Source organism: Rhodothermales bacterium (assembly GCA_040221055.1).
Classification (GTDB): Bacteria; Bacteroidota; Rhodothermia; order Rhodothermales; family UBA10348; genus 1-14-0-65-60-17.
Map to the genome: position 1 here is coordinate 1 of JAVJVN010000015.1, position 18578 is coordinate 18578.

General features: G+C 62.8%; 16 protein-coding genes. 10 read left to right on the forward strand and 6 right to left on the reverse strand.

Annotation, left to right across the window (positions count from 1 at the left end):
• The first annotated feature begins 188 nt into the window (after positions 1-188).
• The gene (locus tag RIE53_09770; protein MEQ9104976.1) at positions 189-512 is read left to right on the forward strand and encodes a GNVR domain-containing protein; all 324 of its coding nucleotides are present in this window, start codon (positions 189-191) and stop codon (positions 510-512) included.
• A 9-nt stretch (positions 513-521) separates the two neighbouring features.
• Here the strand turns inward: RIE53_09770 and RIE53_09775 are convergent, their stop codons facing one another.
• The gene (locus tag RIE53_09775) at positions 522-1094 is read right to left on the reverse strand and encodes a UpxY family transcription antiterminator (protein ID MEQ9104977.1); all 573 of its coding nucleotides are present in this window, start codon (positions 1092-1094) and stop codon (positions 522-524) included.
• 302 nt (positions 1095-1396) lie between these two features.
• Here RIE53_09775 and RIE53_09780 point away from each other — a divergent pair, with 302 nt between their 5' ends.
• The 4 genes from RIE53_09780 to RIE53_09795 all read left to right on the forward strand — a co-directional run bounded on the left by RIE53_09780 (position 1397) and on the right by RIE53_09795 (position 3311).
• Positions 1397-1855, forward strand: a complete 459-nt coding sequence (locus RIE53_09780; GenBank protein ID MEQ9104978.1) for a hypothetical protein — start codon at positions 1397-1399, stop codon at positions 1853-1855.
• Positions 1856-1893: 38 nt separating this feature from the next.
• Positions 1894-2016, forward strand: a complete 123-nt coding sequence (locus RIE53_09785) for a hypothetical protein (protein MEQ9104979.1) — start codon at positions 1894-1896, stop codon at positions 2014-2016.
• Between the two features lie 191 nt (positions 2017-2207).
• The gene (locus RIE53_09790) at positions 2208-2924 is read left to right on the forward strand and encodes a hypothetical protein (GenBank protein MEQ9104980.1); all 717 of its coding nucleotides are present in this window, start codon (positions 2208-2210) and stop codon (positions 2922-2924) included.
• 126 nt (positions 2925-3050) lie between these two features.
• Positions 3051-3311 (forward strand): DUF433 domain-containing protein, encoded by a 261-nt coding sequence (locus RIE53_09795; protein MEQ9104981.1) that lies wholly within the window; start codon positions 3051-3053, stop codon positions 3309-3311.
• Positions 3312-3433: 122 nt separating this feature from the next.
• Here RIE53_09795 and RIE53_09800 read toward each other — a convergent pair whose 3' ends face one another.
• Both RIE53_09800 and ispG read right to left on the reverse strand, forming a co-directional pair.
• Positions 3434-4420 carry a hypothetical protein gene (locus tag RIE53_09800; GenBank protein MEQ9104982.1) on the reverse strand — a complete coding sequence of 329 codons (987 nt, stop codon included), beginning with the start codon at positions 4418-4420 and terminating at the stop codon, positions 3434-3436.
• A gap of 386 nt (positions 4421-4806) precedes the next feature.
• On the reverse strand, positions 4807-5976 hold the full coding sequence (ispG, locus tag RIE53_09805; protein MEQ9104983.1) for a flavodoxin-dependent (E)-4-hydroxy-3-methylbut-2-enyl-diphosphate synthase: 1170 nt from the start codon (positions 5974-5976) through the stop codon (positions 4807-4809).
• A 67-nt stretch (positions 5977-6043) separates the two neighbouring features.
• On the opposite strand from ispG, the gene RIE53_09810 reads away from it, so the two are divergent.
• The gene (locus tag RIE53_09810) at positions 6044-6991 is read left to right on the forward strand and encodes a hypothetical protein (protein MEQ9104984.1); all 948 of its coding nucleotides are present in this window, start codon (positions 6044-6046) and stop codon (positions 6989-6991) included.
• A gap of 234 nt (positions 6992-7225) precedes the next feature.
• Positions 7226-9931, forward strand: a complete 2706-nt coding sequence (locus RIE53_09815) for an outer membrane beta-barrel protein (protein ID MEQ9104985.1) — start codon at positions 7226-7228, stop codon at positions 9929-9931.
• Between the two features lie 380 nt (positions 9932-10311).
• Here the strand turns inward: RIE53_09815 and RIE53_09820 are convergent, their stop codons facing one another.
• Both RIE53_09820 and RIE53_09825 read right to left on the reverse strand, forming a co-directional pair.
• Positions 10312-11250 (reverse strand): rhomboid family intramembrane serine protease, encoded by a 939-nt coding sequence (locus RIE53_09820; GenBank protein ID MEQ9104986.1) that lies wholly within the window; start codon positions 11248-11250, stop codon positions 10312-10314.
• 22 nt (positions 11251-11272) lie between these two features.
• Positions 11273-11992, reverse strand: coding sequence for a rhomboid family intramembrane serine protease (locus tag RIE53_09825; protein ID MEQ9104987.1), 720 nt, complete (start codon positions 11990-11992; stop codon positions 11273-11275).
• Positions 11993-12103: 111 nt separating this feature from the next.
• On the opposite strand from RIE53_09825, the gene RIE53_09830 reads away from it, so the two are divergent.
• From RIE53_09830 to RIE53_09840, 3 genes are all read left to right on the forward strand, one after another.
• Positions 12104-14209, forward strand: coding sequence for a transglycosylase domain-containing protein (locus RIE53_09830; GenBank protein ID MEQ9104988.1), 2106 nt, complete (start codon positions 12104-12106; stop codon positions 14207-14209).
• Positions 14206-14991: a metallophosphoesterase family protein gene (locus RIE53_09835; GenBank protein ID MEQ9104989.1), complete on the forward strand. Its 786-nt coding sequence runs from the start codon at positions 14206-14208 to the stop codon at positions 14989-14991. The genes RIE53_09830 and RIE53_09835 overlap by 4 nt, the downstream gene beginning before the upstream one ends.
• Positions 14992-15285: 294 nt before the next feature.
• Entirely contained in the window at positions 15286-17487 is a 2202-nt protein-coding gene (locus RIE53_09840; protein ID MEQ9104990.1) for a transglycosylase domain-containing protein, read from the forward strand.
• Here RIE53_09840 and RIE53_09845 read toward each other — a convergent pair whose 3' ends face one another.
• Positions 17488-18372, reverse strand: a complete 885-nt coding sequence (locus RIE53_09845) for a 4-(cytidine 5'-diphospho)-2-C-methyl-D-erythritol kinase (protein MEQ9104991.1) — start codon at positions 18370-18372, stop codon at positions 17488-17490.
• Positions 18373-18578 lie beyond the last annotated feature (206 nt).

Here is an 18578-nt window from a genome sequence, read left to right on the forward strand (position 1 = left end):
CCGGTCTGTCTCAAGCCCGAAAGAGGGTCCAGGACGGACGCTGACCCGGCTCTGAGCCACCGGAACGTCCGGGGCGTGGTTCATCACAGACAAATCAGCGATATTGGACACGTCACAAATACGAATCGCTCAGCTTAGGTAGGAATAACAACCTGCAGACGGCGCGGCTGAGAACAGAGCAGGACCGCTTGCAGCGCAATGTGGACTTCAAGTCCCAACTGTACCGAGAACTTCAGTCACAGGTCACTCAGGAAGAAATCAGTTTGCAGAGATCGGTGCCGGTCGTGACGCTGCTCGAGAATCCTGTCGCCCCTCTGGCGCCGAGTGGTCCGAACCGCAGGTTTATTGTCATGCTGAGCCTCGCGCTGGGCGGCATGCTTGGTGTGGTCGTCGCATTTATCCGCTCGGCGATGAACAGGGACATAGAGGACGAAGAGGAGCGCGCGAAAGTGGAAGAAATCAAGTCCAGACTGAATCCGCGACGCTGGGTTGCGGGGATGTTCCGCTCGTAGACGGTTGGGTCAGGCTCGGCGTACCCAGTCGGCAGGAATGTTGATTTTGACCGCCTGGCCTATGGAGTCCACGCGGACGATGATGTACTCCTGGTTGCGATGCACAATGACTTCGCCTTTCATGCCGGCCATGAGGCCATAGGTGACTTCGACGGGCGTGCCGATGGGCGGTAGCGGGAATTGCACGACGTCCAGGCGTTCGGGGTCGGTCTGGGAGTGGCGGAGCGCATCGATTTCCTCGGGGCGGAGCTGGGCGAAGCCCTCGGCGTCCCGGAGGGTGGTGAGGATGGCATCGTCCCTCAGGACATCCATCCTTCCCAGCTCGTTCACCTTCGCAAAGATGTAGCTGCGGAACAGGGGCTCAATGACTTTCTTCTTGCGGTCGGACCACGTGCGCAGGACGGAGCGCTTGGGCAGGAAAACCTCTATGCCGCGCTGCTGAAGGCGTTTCTCGGCGGCCATTTCGGCGCGGGGCTTCGTGTAGAAGACGCGCCATAGATGCTGGTGGACCACGCGGATCCGGGGAGTCGTTCCGGAGGCGACGGTGATCGTACGCCGCCTGTCAATATCAAGGGTGCCCATACCAGTAATCTAACAAGCGGAATCGGTTCATGCACATGGGGGCGGGCCTTGATTTTGTCGTTTTGTCATGGCAGGGTATTTGGCGCGCGTGGCGTGACGAGCGGGATGCACCATTGTCCGGCATGATGATACCGCTTTCTTCTGGCGCTCGTGTAAGCGGAATGACTACGCGGGGCTGGGAGCGTTCGGCGGTGGCACGGCGGGCGGCGGTGGCTCGGCGGGCGGCGATTCGGCGGGCGTTGGGGCGGTTGCGTTTCCGGACATTGCGTGTCTATAGGTCTGTAACACGAACGGCCGAACCCATGGACTACAGCGCTATCCTGGCAATACTCGCTATTCTCAGCATGTTCTGGGCCATGATGAGGGTCTTGCTCACCGCGTTCACTACCCTGAATGAGAGGCGAGACACCATCGCAACCGGGCACTTGGATGGCCACCCGATTACGCTGGAACACCGGAAAACGATCTTTTTTCACGACTGGCTGCCGTTGAGCGGTGCAGCGATATTCTTCATGCTGTTGGTGGGATTCATGATCGCCAAACTCCCGTCACTCATCCTTTCGGACTCCGAATCCATTCTCAACAACAGATTGTCGACACTGACCGGCCTGGCCGCTATTATGCCGTTCATGCTCGCTGTAGGATATTTTTGCATGACCGTCGTCGGCACGATTTTCATAGGCAGGGTGCTCTCGGGCAAATCGCCGGGTTCCTTGCTGGCCACGCGTCCGGGCGAAACCGGACACACGTATCCTTTGTAGAGTAAGAACACCAGTTACCAGATAGACGAGGAGGCACCATGAGCACCGAATCCGCCCCCGACAAACTTCCGTGGCACAAGCGCTACGAAATCCTGGGACTCATTTACTTCTTCACTATGATGGCAGGAATGGCGGCCATCCTCTGGTACATACTCAGGTGATCGCGCCCCGGACAGCCGTTTTGGCCGTTTTGGTGCTCGCGGGGTGCGGGGGGCCGGAGCGGGGTGCCGAGGCGCCGACCGATGAACGAAGCGCGCCCACTTCCGAGGCGCGCCCTCCTGCCCTCCGTCCAGCGCTCAACATTGACGTCGCGTCCTCTGGCGAGCTTTCCATCTATTTCCCGGAGTACGCCGTGGATTTGCTGACGGAATTCCAGCGGCGCTTCGTCGCCGTGCAGACCGACATGGACCTCGCCCGCATGTACGATGCCGCGCTCGGCCTCGACCAGCGCACCCTCGGCGAGATCGACCTCATGCCCTTCGTCGAGTCCGAGTTGCCCCTCGCCGGCCTCGCGCCCGCCTGCGTCGCCGAATGCACCGAGCCCGCCTGGCTCCTGGACACGCCCGATTGGATCGCCGCCGCCCGCCACATCGACTCCCCCAATGCCATCGCTTTTTTCGATGCACTCTCCACCCTCTTCCCCTACCCCACCCTCTACGACGGCCGCATAGCCGCCTACCCCTCCCACTTCGAACGCACCTGGGACTACGGCGGATACTCCCTCCTCGGCTCCGGCCGCCACACGGGTCTCTTAAGCGCCTTCGCCCGCGTCTCCCCCGACTCGGCCGCCACCAACCCTGGTGACACTGAACCCGGCCCCTTCGCCCGATATGCCCGTGAGTTCTCCCGCTCCATCCTCATCGATGCGCTCGTCCAATCCTGCATAGGCCCCTCCGCCGCCGATGCCCGCACCGAACTCCTCTCCCTCGCCGGCACAGCCACCGAAGAAGACCGGACCCGCCTCCTCGAGCGCGTTGAAGCCCTCCGCAACCCCACCGCCCACGACATCCAAACCAGCTGCGCCCCCGGCCGCTCCTCCTCCACCCCCTGCACCTGCATGGGCGGCTGACCCTGCTCCTTTCGCGCCGACGCAGGCTGAGACTGCATGTGCATAGGAGGTTATGAAGCTGTACCCCGCGTGTCTGGTACGGTATACACAGGGCGACGTGCAGCGTCTTGGTCGTCAATAGAACCCATGGTAGGAGATTTGCGTATGCTTGAAGAACAGCTGATAGCCACTTCAATGGAACGTCACGACGTTTATCTGATTGACCCAGCCATTCTCGGTGGCACGCCGGTCTTCGCCGGGACTAGAGTTCCGGTCCAAACGCTACTGGACCACCTGGAAGCGGGTGACAGCCTGGAAGACTTTCTTACAGGGTTTCCATCCGTTCAGCGGGAGCAAGCAATAGCGTTTCTTGAATTGGCCAAAAACGCCCTGCTGGCTGCTTCCTGATGAAGAGCGTACTCTCGGTATTGAGAACCGTCCAGAATGGACGTGTCTATACCGTTTCTCTGTGAACCCGCGAAATCGTGCGCCAGACGAATTCCTACGCACAGCCGGACCTGACGCCGCCGTCACAGTTGCTTGCTCACCCATTCCACCAGGCGATCCAGCCCGATGATCGGATCGCGGTACCAATCCGCCGGCGGCCGGCCGGTATCGTGCCGCCACACCAGCTGCGCGCCCACGCGCATCCAATCCGGCCAGATCCACCGCCGATGCGCCAACTCGGGCGGCATCCCCAACGCCTCCATCCACGGACCCCGATTCGTCGACCAGTACGCCGGCTGCGTATCGCTCCCGCAAACCGCACCCCCGCGCCGCATCCCATCCAGCGCCTCCCGCGTCGACACCTTTGAATACAGCATGTAGTGCGCGATTTCCTCCACCGTCGCATGCGTCGAATCACTCCCCAGCAGATACGCCATGATATCGGCCCGCGCACACACCCCGAACGCGCCCCGCAGGCGGATCATGAGCGCCGGCCACGATGAAAGATCCGGCTCGGTCGGCGCCCAATTATCGGGCTCGCACCACCCGCCGCCCAAATCCACCATCCGGGGATACGCCGGCGTCCGCCTCTTCCCTTTCCGCATTTTGAGCGATGCGAACTGCGCCGCCCGCTCTTCGCCGCGCGGCCCATAAAGCTCCGCCATCCGCTTCATCCGGCCCCAGTTCGTAAACGATGCGCCCGCGCTCGCCCACCACTCGAGTCTGCCGATGAGCTCCGGCGCATGTTGCGCCGCGTCCCCCTTGCCTTCCCCAAACTCATCGTCCGCGAAGGCCAGAGTGGTCAGCACCAGCGCCTCCGGATCGATGATGGAGCGTCTGGCGGTCTCGCGAAACGACTTCAGCTCGCGCGACGGAGCGTAATCCCCCTCCGTCAACACCTTCCACTGCGCACGCACCATATTCAGCGCCGCCCACCGAACTATATCTTCTGGAGCCGCACCGTCTCGCTCCGGGTCCTGCTCCTTCGGCTCTGGCTGCGGCACCGGGCTCCACTCCCAGTCCTGTTCCTGCTCCCAGTCCTGTTCCTGCTCGGTTTCGAACTCGGCCATCGCTCCCCTCCACCCGAAAAATGCGTAAACGGATCTTTCGTGGTTGACCCCGGGGGCCGCTTTCCATAACCAGGGTGCTGGCAGAGCCTCTGCCTTTTAATCGGAGGGTGTCCCCCCGTTCGGCGCCCACTCTCCCCACACACACGGTCGGGTAGGATCAGCCTACTCCGAACAGAATCATCCTGACCCGAGCAGGCTCATCCTATCGAATCGGAATGGGGTGCTTGTGCAATTTTCCGTGCGCTCCAAAAACAGGATCAGCCTACCACTTCAATAGGATCAGCCTACCGCTTCGATAGGATCAGCCTGCTTCCGGACCCCCACTTCGCGACGCCACACAAAGGCCACTTTCTCATTCAATAGGATCAGCCTACCCCGCAAACGTGCTAAAACGCCTCGATTTCGTCCATGAGCGCCTGCACGATATCACCCTCATCGACGGTGCGGAGGATTTTGCCTTTCTTGAAAAGGTGGGCGCGGCCGCGGCCCAAAGATACGCCCAGGTCGGCGCCGGCGGCTTCGCCGGGGCCGTTGACGGCGCATCCCATGATGGCGACGTTCAGGTCCTTTTCGTATTTCGCCTTGGCGACGGCGGCCTCGACGGCCTCCACGATCGGGAACATGTCCCCGGCCAGACGGCCGCAGGTGGGGCACGCAATGATGTTCACGCCGGGCCGACCCAGACGCAGGGACTTCAGGATCTGATGCCCGACTTCGACTTCGTGCACGGAGTCGGTGGCGAGGCTGACGCGAATGGTATCGCCAATGCCATCGGCCAGCAACGCGCCGAGCCCGATGGAGCTCTTTATGGTCCCGGTCTTGAGGCTGCCGGACTCGGTTACGCCCAGATGCAGCGGAAAGTCCGTGCGCTCGGCCAGCAACCGATACGCCTGGATCATGAAGAACACGTCGGAGTGCTTGACGGAGATGACAATGTCCTCAAATCCGGACCGGGCGCAGATTTCCACGTGGCGCATGGCGCTTTCGTAGAGGGCCTCGGGCTGCGGATACCCATACTTGTCCAGGATATCCCGCTCCAGGGACCCTGAGTTCACCCCGATCCGGATGGGCACGCCCTTCTCCTTGGCGGCCAGCAGGACTTCGTGCTCCCACTCTTCCTTGCCGATGTTGCCGGGGTTTATCCGGACTTTCGCTACGCCAGCCTCGAGCGCAATCAGCGCGTAGTCGTGATTGAAATGGATGTCAGCGACGATGGGTACCGGCGATCCCTGGACGATGTCGCGCAAGGCAGCCGCATCCTCGGGACGCGGGACGGCCACGCGCACGATGTCGGCGCCAGCTTCGGCGAGCGTGCGGATTTCGGCCAAGCTTTTCTCGACGTCGTGGGTCTTGGACGTCGTCATGGACTGGACGGAGATGGGGGCACCTCCTCCAATCTGAACGCCACCGACGTTGACGGAGCGGGATTTGCGGCGCGGACGTTCCATGGGCGGGTCTGGGTTTGGTTCGGGCGAGGCCGAACGGGACAGGAATGGGGTTTTGCGCTCGAACACGCTCGGGTCGGACTGTGTTCTCCGGCCCGAGCGAATTCGCATGGAATGAACGCGGGTTATTCTAATGGCACGCCTGGGTCATAAATGGGAGAACCACTCGCCGCGGCCGATGAAGCCCACGACTGACGAATATGACAGCCCATGGAAGGAAGCACTGCACGAATTCTTTCCGGAGTTCCTTGAATTGCTGTTTCCGGACCTACATAAAGGCGTGGACTGGTCCAGGCCCATTAAATTCCTCGACAAGGAACTGGAGAAGCTGTACCCCGGCGGGAATTCGCGTCAGCGCCGTGTCGATAAGCTCGTTGAAGTAGGACTCGCCGATGGCACGACTCGGTTGATTCTCATCCATGTTGAAGTACAATCCCAGATGGAAACGGCATTTGCGCAGCGAATGTATATGTATCACTACCGGCTATTCGACTACTACCGCCAGCCGGTCATCAGCTTGGCGGTTCTGGCGGACGGAAGCAAGCGATGGCGACCCACATCGTTCAGTTACGAGAATTTCGGATGCCAATTGGCATTCGATTTTCCGACAGTGAAGTTGATGGACATCCGGGACGAGCCGGAGCCAGGCGGGAATCCGTTTGCAGTCATTATCCTCGCCCATAACCGGACTCGTGAGACGCGCCGCGCCGCCCCGGAGCGAAAGGCATGGAAACTTGCTATTATCAAAGGACTTTTAGGAGCAGGCGGCTCTCAGGACCTGATTGCCAAACTTTTACGGTTTGTCGATTGGATTATGATCTTGCCGCCTGATCTGGAACACGAACTCACGCGAGAAATCGCAGAATCGTTGGAGGTTGATCACATGCCGTACATCACCAGCTGGGAGCGAATGGGGATTCAGCGGGGCCGAGAGGAAGGTCAACTTATCATGGCCAAATCGAGTGTTGTCGATGCGCTCGAAACACGATTCGGGGACGTTCCAGACACCGTCCGGGCTCGCATTGAGCAGCTCGATGATGTCGCCACATGCAAATCGCTGTTGACAAAAGCCATCCGCGCAAACTCCTTGGCGGAATTCAATGACAAGCTTGAGGAATCACCCTGAATCCGCCACTCAGAAACTGGCTCTTCCTGAGCGGGGTAGACTGTTACTGTCGGGTAAGCTCAGCCTATTGAGCGGGGCAAAGCAAGGCGCCCATGCGCAGGCGCGAATTCGCATGGAATGAACGCGGGAGGCCATACGTCAGACAGGTACGAGCATCGAAAACCTGTCCCGCGAGCCACCGTGACGAGCCGAATCGAGCCAAGTCCAATCGAGCCCAGCAGAAACTCACGCCCCTTGGTCGCTTGGGGAACGGCGTTTTTCGCCACGCTGACCCTGGCGCTGGCCCTCGCGCTCGCACCCCCCGCCGCCGCCCAGTCCGCCGAAACCGTCCTGGTGACCGGATTCGTGGTGGAAGCGGCATCGAACCTGCCCATTGAGGGCGTCAATGTGCAGCTGACCTCGGTGGCCGACACCACCGTGACGCGCGGGACCGCCACGTCTCCGTCGGGCGCGTTTACCGTGCGCGGCGCATCGACGGGCGAGTGGCGACTCCGCGTATCGTTTGTCGGATTTGAGCGCATTGAGCGCATCATCCGGATTGGAAACAGCAACCTCGACCTGGGCACGCTCCGGCTGGAAGATGACGTGGCGTTCCTGGACGAGGTGCGCATTGAGGCGGTGCAGGAGCGCGTCACCGTCCGGGGCGATACCACGTCCTACAACGCCGCGGCCTTCCAGGTCAACCCCGATGCATCGACCGAAGACCTGCTCGCGAAACTCCCGGGCGTCACCGTCGAAAACGGCCAGGTCCAGGCGCAGGGCCGGGCAGTTCAGAAAGTCCTCGTGGACGGGCGTGAGTTTTTCGGGGACGATCCGTCGGCCGCATTGCGCAACCTGCCCTCCGAGATCGTGGACCGGATAGAAATCTTCGAACGGCAATCCGACCAGGCCCGATTCACGGGTTTCAATGACGGCAACGAGCAGATGACCATCAACGTGGTGACGCGTGAGGGCCGCTCGAACGGGCAATTCGGCAAGGTATATGCCGGCGGCGGGACCGTTGAACGGTATCAGTCGGGCGGGAGCGTGAACGTGTTCGACGGCAATGAGCGGATTACGCTGCTCGGCCTGACCAACAACATCAACATCCAGAATTTCTCGCGCGGCGACCTGTCCGAAGTCGGCCGCGGGCGCGATTTTCGCTCCGGGAGCAATGCGGGCATCAACCGCACCCACGCATTCGGCGTGAACTACGCCAACGAGTGGAACGACAAGACGGAGCTCACGGCCAGCTACTTCCTGAATCGCTCACTGAACGAGACCGACACGGCCATCGACCGCGAATACATCCTTGGGGACGATACATGGACCGAGTCATCCATCGATACAGGCTCGGAAACCCGCCACCGGCTGTCGGCCCGCCTGGAGCACGAGCTGAACGACCGGCACTCCCTAATTGTATCGCCCCGATTGAGTTTCAACAGCGATGCGACGACCTCCGACGACGTGGCCTTCGGTACCCTGGCCGGGCCGACCACCAACGCCCGCGAGGACGACAGTCGTTCCTTGGATGCGTCGACCTGGCTGCTCTGGCGGATGCGTTTCGACAAACGCGGACGGACGCTTTCCGCCAACGCCAACGCGAATGTGGATAATCGCCGGAGCAACGGGACCCTCCTGGCATCGACGAGCGACGAGCTCATTGACCAGATCAACGAGCGTGAACAGGATGGGCGCTCGATTTCGGCGCGGATTTCCTTCACCGAGCCGCTGGGCGAGGACGGACAGCTGCAGCTCTCCTGGAATCCGTCCGTGTCGCGGGGGCAGAGCGATCGGGCCACCTACAACATGGATCCGTTGACCGCCGCCTACACGCTGGCCGACGTATCGCTGACCGGGGATTTTGAAACAGAGACGCTCCGGCAGCGCGGAGGCATCGGATACCGGCTGAACAAGGAAAAAGTGCGCATCCGCCTGGAAATGGATCTGGAGAGCGAGCATCTCACGGGAACGCAGGTGTTGCCCGTGGCCGCGCACGTGGATCGCCGGTTCTCGAGCGTGGAGCCCAGCGCCGAGCTCCGCTACCGCTTTTCCTCATCGAATGAGCTGCGGCTGCAGTACCGGGCCAACACGTCCACACCGGGCGTAGGGCAGCTGCAGGATGTGATTGACAACACGAATCCGCTCAGCATGTCGTCGGGCAACCCCGACCTCGAGCAGTCGTTCTCGCACGATTTTTCCGTGCGGCATCGTCGTACGAGCGAGGACCGCGGGAACGTGTTCGTGGCATCGGCCAGCTACGAAATCAATACGAATGCCATCGGCCGGGAGTCATTCACCGCCCAGACCGATACCGAGTTGGCGCCCGGCGTCATCCTGGCGCGCGGCGGGCGCTTCTCCCGTCCTGTGAACGTGGGCGAGAGCTCGGCGGCGAGGGGATATCTGTCGGTGGGGCGTCCGCTGGGGCTTCTGTCCAGCAATATGAACCTGAACGCCCGCTATTCGCGGAGCTCGACGCCGGCATTGCTCGACGGCGTGATTGCACGGACGGTTGCGCAGACCGTGTCCGGCGGTGTTCGGCTGGGCAGCAACGTGAGTGAGAGCGTGGACTTTTCGGTTTCGTACGATCTGTCCGTGAGCCAGGCCGAAAACGACCGCCACAGCGCGCTCGACCGCGACTACGCATCGCACCGTGGCTCGGCCCGCGTGGACCTGCTGCCGAAGGGCCGTTTCGTAGTATCGTCCGACGTGTCCGTCACGCAGTACGTGGGGCTCGGCGGCATTGCTGACAACACGGTCCGCTGGAACGCCGCCGTCGGCTACAAATTCCTGAAGAGCTACGGCGGGGAGCTGCGGCTCATGATGGCCGACAACCTGGACTCCGAGCAATCGATTGGCCGCTCCGTCAACGAGCTCTACATAGAAGACCGCCAGACCAGCGTGCTGGGCCGCTTCATCCTGCTGAACTTCACGTATACCGTGCGGGATTTCCGGCAATAGACTCATCCTATGGTCCCATCGGAATAGGCTCATCCTATAGAATGACGGAGCCCCCGTTTCGTGGTGTTCGATATCGGCCAGCAAGAAACAGACTGATCCTACCGAAGAGGTAGGCTGAACCTTCTTCTGTACCCCACTTCAGGAAAGCGCGCCAACACTCGAATTCCGATTCGATAGGAAGAGCCTAACCTGCACGGATTAACGGCAGCAACGCAACGCTACGCAGCAACGCGCTCATGCGCGGGCGCGGATTGAGGGATTTGCGGGCCTCCATCTCCCAGGGAGGGGCGACACCGTGGGGCAAAATTGGAGATGGCCGACCGGAAATCCCTGCAATCCGTGCCAAGCAGGCTGAGCCTATCCCAGCATGCGCGCCGGGGTTATTCGCCGCTGGCTTCGTACAGGATGCGCTTCTCTTCCGCAGACAGCGAATCGTAGCCGCTCTCGCTGATTTTGTCCAGGATGGCGTCTACATCCTTGGCGCGGGAGGATTTGGGGCTGGAATCGGCCGAGCCAGAGCCGGCCGAACCGGTGCCAGACCCGCCGGAGGTTTTCTTGTTCGCCAGCCGTTCTTCCAGTGCCTGAAGCACACTTTGGCTGGAGCGCGGCCGACGGGCAGAGCCCGAGCCTGAGCCGGTTCCGCCGCGGCGAAACCCGCCGCCCCCAAAAAAGACTCCCGCCCATGCCGTGGCGCCGGGGCCGACCCGGGCCAGAACGTATCCGGTGAGGATGCCGCCGAGATGCGCCGAAACGGACGTGCCGCCGCCAGCCAGGAACAGGATATCCAACGCGATGAATCCCCAGACCACATACAGCAGCCGGACCACGCCGATGAACATGAGCGCAATCGCCTTGTTCGGAAACTCGATCGCGACCGTCATCATGATGGCCAACACGGCCGCCGAGGCCCCGTTCACGATCCCGCCGAACACCGCCACCCCCGGAAACAGCGCATGCAGCACGACCGTCAGCAGCGCGCCGCCCACCGCGCCGAGCACGTAAACGCCCAAAAAGCGCCCCGGACCGCGCATCTGCTCGTAATCGCGTCCTATCCACACCATCCAGAGCATGTTGAACAGGATGTGCAGCAGGCCGCCGAGCCCCGTCCCGAGGTGCAGGAACGCATACGTCAACAGCTGCCACGGCTCGAACAACACGCCCGGCATCCCCGGATTCAGGGCCACGTGCTGATACACGAAGTCCCGCGTCACGGGAATGTGGATGAGCACCACCTGCCAGAGCAGGTACACCACCACGTTCGCGGCCAGCAACGTCCGCATGGCCACGGGCTGCGCGGCGTACCAGAGCCGGAATCTCAAGAGCGGGTTTCCTTCCATCCCCTTACCAGTACATCCTGTGGGACGGCTTCCAGGGGAGCTTGCCCCGCCAGTACTGGATGAGCAGGAAACCGAAGAGCATGCCGCCGAGGTGGGCGAAGTGCGCCACGGTGCTTGAGCCCGATACGCCGCCAATCAGTTCAAGCAGCCCGTATCCGATGACGAACCACTTGGCTTTCACCGGAAACATGAAGTACAGGTAGATGGGCTGGTTCGGAAACATCATCCCGAAGGCAAGCAGCAATCCGAACACGCCGCCCGATGCGCCCACCGTCGGATACCATCCCGGACCGGAGGTGGCCACCACCAACTGGATCAACGCCGCGCCTATGACGCATACGAAGTAGAAGACCGCGAATCGCTGTGATCCCCACGTATTCTCAACCTGGACACCGAACATCCACAACGCGAACATATTGAACAGGATGTGGGTCAGGTTGCCATGCAGGAAACCATAGGTCACGACTTGCCAGGGCCAGAATTCACCCAGTCCGATCATGGGCGGGGTGCCGAGCGGCCACAGCCCGAACCACGTGATGAGCATCTCGTTCGTCTGCGGCACGATCTGGGCCATGAAGACCAGCACATTCAGGATGAGCAGGTTCTTGATGACCGGCGGGAAGACCGAAAATTGCGTTGGCGGCTGATACGTGCCCTGATACATCTGCAGGTGTTCTTTCGAGTGTGGGGACGGGATACCGAATGCCCCGCGTTTGGTTCTCAACTGTTAGATTGCCGGTAGATGCCGAAGCCTCCCTCCCATACTGCTCCAGACAGTGCGTCGCGTGGATATTCGCGGGGCGCGGCGCCTGCATGGGTTCCAGTGGCTGCGTACGTGCCGCCGCGCGCCCACAAAGGCCGAGGGTGGGCGGGAAATGCCCGGCTCCGCTGGAGCGTACGTGCCGCCCTCCTCATCGTTGCGCTGGCGCTCGTCATCCCGCCGTGGCGGTTTGTTTCCCGGATGCAGGCAGCGCTGCCCGCTATTCCGGCGCATCCCGCGGCCGCGGCGCCCATGGGCAGCCGGGTCCTGGCGGCCGACGGGACCGAAATCGGGCGCATCTTCCGGGTGAGACAGACGTGGATTCCGTTGGATGCGATGTCCCCCAATGTGATCGATGCGCTCCTGGCAACCGAGGACCATCGCTTTTTTGAGCACGGCGGCGTGGATATCGTGCGTCTGGCCGGGGCGGCGTGGTATACCATGCTGGGCGATCCGCAGGGTGCATCGACCGTACCCATGCAGCTCGCGCGCGGGGCGTTCCCGTCCATCGCCGAGGGGTCCATCTGGGAGCGCAAGACCCAGGAGATGCTCATGGCGCGCCGCCTGGTGCGGGAGATGCCGCGCGAGGCCATCCTGGAATGGTACCTGAACACAGTGCCCTTCGGATACAACACGTACGGCATTGAGGCCGCGGCCGAACGGTTCTTTTCGATGCACGCCGCGGATTTGTCCGTCGCGCAGTCGGCGCTCCTCGTCGGGATGCTGAAGGGCACGAGCCGATACGATCCGTTCAAACGGCCATCGCGCGCCCTGGACCGCCGCGCCACGGTCATCGGACGCATGTTCGACGATGGGCGGCTGACCCTGGCGGAAGCGCGTCGCGCGACCGCCGAGCCCCTCGCCCTCATCCCCTCCACCGAGGACCCCGCCACCTCCCCCGCCCCGCATTTTCTGGCCTACGTGAAGGCGTTCGTGGAATTCCAGGGGCTGGACGCCGAAACCGACGGGCTCACCATCCACACCACCCTCGATCTTGACATGCAGGCCGTCGCGGTCGGCGCGGCCGAACGCCAGGCGGCCCGGCTCCAGCGCGTGGTCAACCGGGAGTGGAGTCCCGAGGAACGGCTCTCCGTCGGGATGGTGGCGCTGGAGCCGGGCACGGCGTTCGTCCGCGCCTGGGTGGGAGACCTCGACTGGCGCGTGGACCAGTACGACAAAGTGGGGAGCGCGCTGCGGCAGCCCGGCTCCACCTTCAAACCCTTCCTGTACGCCGCCGCGCTCGAGGCCGGCTTTTCGCCCTGGTACATGGTCCAGGACCGCGTCCGAACCTTCAACGTGCCTGGCCGCGGAAACGTCTGGACCCCCACCAATTCCGGCGGCGGCGCAAGTGGCCGCGTATACACCCTCCGTGACGGCCTCGTCTGGTCCAAGAACACCGTGGCCGCGCACGTCATGTCGCGGCTCGGACCCGCCCGCGTGGCCGCCACCGCCGAGCGCATGGGCATCGCCTCCCCGCTCTTGCCCGTCCCCTCCCTGGCGCTCGGCACCTCCGAAGTCACGCTCCTCGAGCTCACCGGCGCCTACGGCACCATCGCATCCGGAGGCGTGCAGCGCGACCCCATCGTCGTCACCCACGTCACGGATAGGAATGGCCGGACCGTGGCCTCTTTTGCGGCTCCCTCTTTTTCGGCTGATGCGCCTGGCACGGCCCAGGCCCAAGCGGCCGCCGGCGCTACTCAGGCCCTCGAACCTGATATTGCGTATACCCTGCTGGACATGATGCGCGGCGTCGTCGATCAGGGCACCGGAAGCCTCATCCGCACCGAATTCGGTGTCCGCGGCGACCTCGCCGGCAAGACCGGCACCACACAGAACAACGCCGACGGCTGGTTCGTCCTCATGCACCCCGACCTCGTCGTCGGTGCCTGGGTCGGCTTCAACGACCCCGCCACCACCTTCCGCTCCAACTACTGGGGCCAGGGCGGCCACAACGCCCTCCTGCTGGTCGGGGACTTCATGCGGATCGCCACCCGCGCTGGCTCCAATTCCGGCACCGGCTCTTCCTCCCCATTGGTAAATCCCCGCGCACGCTTCCTCGCGCCGCCCGGATACCGCGCCCCCGCCCCGCCCGTGTACAACACACCCACCCCTCCCGACTCGCCCGCTTCGCCCGCCGCCACGGAATCGGAGCCCGTCGCCCAAATCCCGGGCGGACCATGAATCCCCAGCCGCCCGACTCCGTCCAGGCCCAATCCCTGATCTTCGCGGACCTGCACCTCGGCCGCGATCCTGCCGGCGACCCCGCCCGCCTCGCCGACCTTCTGGACTGCGTCTCCGCCCATGCTTCCCACGCGGTTCTCGAAACCGTCATTTTTCTCGGGGATACCTTCGATGCTTTCATCGATGCGCCCGGCCGGGTGCCGCCGGCCTTTCCGGCGTGGGCGGATGTGACGCATCGGATACGGGAGATGGGGGCCGCGGTGCGGTTCTTTTCCGGCAATCACGACCGGTGGCACCTGAGCGCTGCCGCTGGAGGCACCATTGCCAGCCTTATCGGCAGCGTGCCGCACCGCGGCCCCCACTTGTCCACGCTACACGGCTTCCGATGCTTCATGAGCCACGGCGACGAGTACGATGCGCTCTCCCCTGCGGCGCATCTCATGAAAAAAATGTCTGATACCCGCCTGGCGTACGCGGCCTACCGCACCGCTCTGCCGTTTGGCGGCGCGCAGTGGTTGGCCCAGAGCGTGAGTTCGCGGCTGGCCTCGTTCGATCCCCAAGCGCGCACCGTCGGGGCGCTTCGCGCGACCGCCGAGCGCATTCTGGCCCGCGATGACGCCGACATCGTCGTGTTCGGCCACGCCCACCACTCCGAATGCACGCGCATGGGCGACGGTTGGTACGTGAACACCGGGGACTGGCACCATGGTCGCTCGTACGTCGTGATCACGCCCGAAGGCCCTGAACTTCGGCAGTTTCGGCGTACGGCAGACATTGAATGAAGAAGTGGCTTTTGCGCGGAGTCGCGGGAGTGGGGTCCAAAACCAAGATCATCCTATCTGTTCAACAGGATCAGCCTACCCGGACAGGCCGGCCCGAACCCCGCCGCCGAAATGGCGTAGCAGGGATTTATGTACTCTGACGACGACCTGAGAGAATATTTTGAGCGTCCGGAGAACCGGAAGGTTCGCCGGAGCGCCGAGCGTGGCGCAGGCCCACCCCGCCCCCGCACGCCCATCGGCCGTTTCTGGCATGCAAAATTCGTCAACGCGGACAAAGCCCGCGCGGCGACCGCCGTGACGTACGTCGCGGGCGCGGCCCTGCTGGGCACGCTCATCCTGGGCCTGTATTTCTGGACGCTGCTGGATGAGCTCCCGCCCATGCGGGAAATCGAGAACCCGGACTTCCAGCTGGCCACGGTGGCCTACACGGCGGACGGCGAGATGCTCATGCGCTATGCGTATCAGAACCGCTCATGGGTGAATTTCGAGGACATCTCCCCCCACGTCATCAATGCGTTGTGGGCGACGGAGGATCATCGATTCTACGCGCACTGGGGCATCGACATGACGGGCATGCTGTCCATTCCGCTCAGCATCCTGAAGGGCGACCCGCGCGGCGCATCGACCATCTCCCAGCAATTGGCCCGGAACCTGTACAACGCACGCATCGGACGGGACGTCACCGTATCGCGCAAATTGAAGGAAATGGTGACGGCCGTGCAGCTGGAACGCCGGTACACGAAGCCGGAAATCATGGAGATGTACCTGAACACCGTTGAATTCGGCAACGGCGCCGGCGGGAACGCGGTGTACGGCATAGAGTCGGCGGCGCGGGTGTATTTCGGGAAGCCGCCGCTGGACCTGAACATCCTGGAGAGCGCGACGCTCGTGGGCATGCTGCAGGCCACGTCCGCCTACAATCCCATCCGGAATCCGGAGCGGTCGCAGCAGCGGCGCAATATCGTTTTGGTCCAGATGACCCGTCGCGGTGTCCTCCCGGACGGTTTCCTGGATGAGAACCGGGACGTCCCGGTGGAAACGGACTACCAGTCCGACGGCCTTTCGCAGTCGATTGCCCCGTATTTCGCCGAGCATGTGCGCAACGAACTGGAGGATTGGGGCGAGCGCATGGGATACGACATCTACGAGGACGGCCTGGTCGTCTACACGACGCTCGACTCCCGCCTGCAGAAGATGGCCATGGCAGCGGTCGATTCGGTGACGACCTGCCTGCAGAAGGTGGCCGACTTCGAATGGAGCTCCGAGGGCAGCCCGACGCGGGTCTGGAGCGCCAGCATGTGCGATTACATGCGCTTCGAGGATGAATCCTGGTCGGCGCTCTATGCGAAGCAGCCGAATCTGCTGAACAATATCATCGTGGATACGGACCGGTACCAGTCCATGCGGCGCAGCGGCATGCCCCGGGATGTCGTGTTCGATTCGCTCCGCGCCAATACTGCCTACATCGATTCGCTGAAGCACTCGAAACAGCGGATTGAAGCCGGTTTTGTGGCCCTCGATCCGCAAACAGGATACGTCAAGGCCTGGGTCGGCGGCCGCGAGATCACGCGGGACTGGTATGACCACGTATCGATTGCTCGACGCCAGGCCGGATCGACCTTCAAACCCTTCGTGTATACAGCCGCCATCGACAACGGGTGGTCGCCGTATTACACGCTGATGGACGATTCCGTCAAGTATGTCGATCCGCAGTCGGGCGTGGAGTGGAATCCCACGAACTTCGAGGAAATCTCGGGCATGCCCATGACCCTGCGTCAGGCGCTTGCCCGGTCGGTGAATACGGTCACGGCCAAACTCATGCTGGAGGTCGGCCCGCCCGAAGTAGCGTTCTACGCCAAGCGGATGGGCATTGAGAGCCCCCTGCAGGAGGTGCCATCCCTGGCCCTCGGCACGAGCGATGTAACGCTCCTTGAGCTGACCAAGGCCTACAGCACATTCGCCAACGGCGGCCTGCTGTACGAGCCGACGTCCATCACGCGGATTGAGGATCGCAGCGGCAACGTGCTCTACGAGGCGGCGTCCGCGCCCAAGGAGGCCCTGTCCGAAACCACGGCCTACACCATGGTCGACATGCTCCGCGCGGTCATCCGCCAGGGATCCGGCATCCGCATGGTGGCCGGCGAATACCAACTCGGGGAGTACGACCTGGGCGGCAAGACGGGCACGACGCAGAATGCGGCCGATACGTGGTTCATGATGATCCACCCGGACCTGGTCATGGGCTCCTGGATCGGGTTCAACGACATGCGCTACCGGTTCCGCGCCGAACATTACGGCCAGGGTGGCCGGACGGCGTTGCACGTGGTGGGACGGTTCTTCCGGAGTGCCGCCAATTCGGATGAGGCGTTCGTGAGTCCGGATTCGCGATTCCCTGCGCCGGGGCTCTTCGGAGGCCTGCCCTATCCGGCTCCCGATTCACTTCGCGTGCCGGAGAAAGAAGATCCGCAGCCGCGCCGCGGCCGCGTGAGCTGGTAGTTATCCCCTCAGCGACCCCATCCAGGTGCGGGATGTGGGATGCTCCTTCCGGATGCGCGCCCATGCGACTTCCGGATGCGCGGCGAACAGTCCGAACACCGCCGACCCCGATCCGCTCATGGCGGCATACAGCGCCCCGCTGTCGTACAGCAGATCCCGCAGTTCGCCAATGACAGGATACTTCGCCGTGACGCTCGCCTCGAAGTCGTTCACGATCGTGTCCTTCCAGGTCTCAATGGGCTCCCGCACGGCCTCACGGAGATCGGGCCGATCGCGGTCGTTCGGCGTCACGTTGGCGTAGGCCTCGGCGGTCGACACGTGCACATCGGGCACCACCACGAGTACCTTCAGATCCTTAATGGGTGCGGATTGGGTGTCAGAATGGGTGTTTTTTGGTTGTTCACGCGGAGTGGGGTCGGCGATTGAATCCAAACGCTCCAGCTGCTCCCCGATCCCGGACGCGAACGAAGGTCGGCCGTTCAGGAAAAACGCCACATCCGCGCCCAAGCCTGCGGCAATGCGCTCCAGATTGGTGGTATTCAAACCCCAAATGGCCGCGCAGCCCTGCAGTGTGGCGGCGGCATCGCTCGACCCACCGCCGAGCCCCGCCCCGTACGGAATGTGCTTTTCCAGGTGTATATGTACGCCGCGCCCCTCTGTGGCCAAAGCCCGCGCCGCCTTCATGCACAAATTCGACTCATCCGTCGGCAGGCTCGCGTCCGTGCACGTCATCCGGATGTCGTCGGCGGGCCGGAACGTCAACCGGTCGCTCCAGCCAATCGGCAGGAAGATGGTCTCGATGTCGTGGTATCCGTCCGCGCGGCGCCGCAGCACGTGGAGACCCAGGTTGATTTTTGCGACGGCGTCTTTGGTGAGGAATTCCAAAAGCGTTGGGGTTCGGTTCGGGGCGGGAAGGGGCAATTCAGGACGGCGGACTGAAATTGCACCCGGGCGGGGCATGCCTTATTTTCCCGCGTGCCAGTCGCCGGCCCAGCGCCGCGTCCAGGGTCAAAGTAGTGCAATTCCCCAACAATCCGCCACCGTTTGCCTGAACCGGTTACTGTTTCGACCTTCCAATCAGTTTCTGTCCA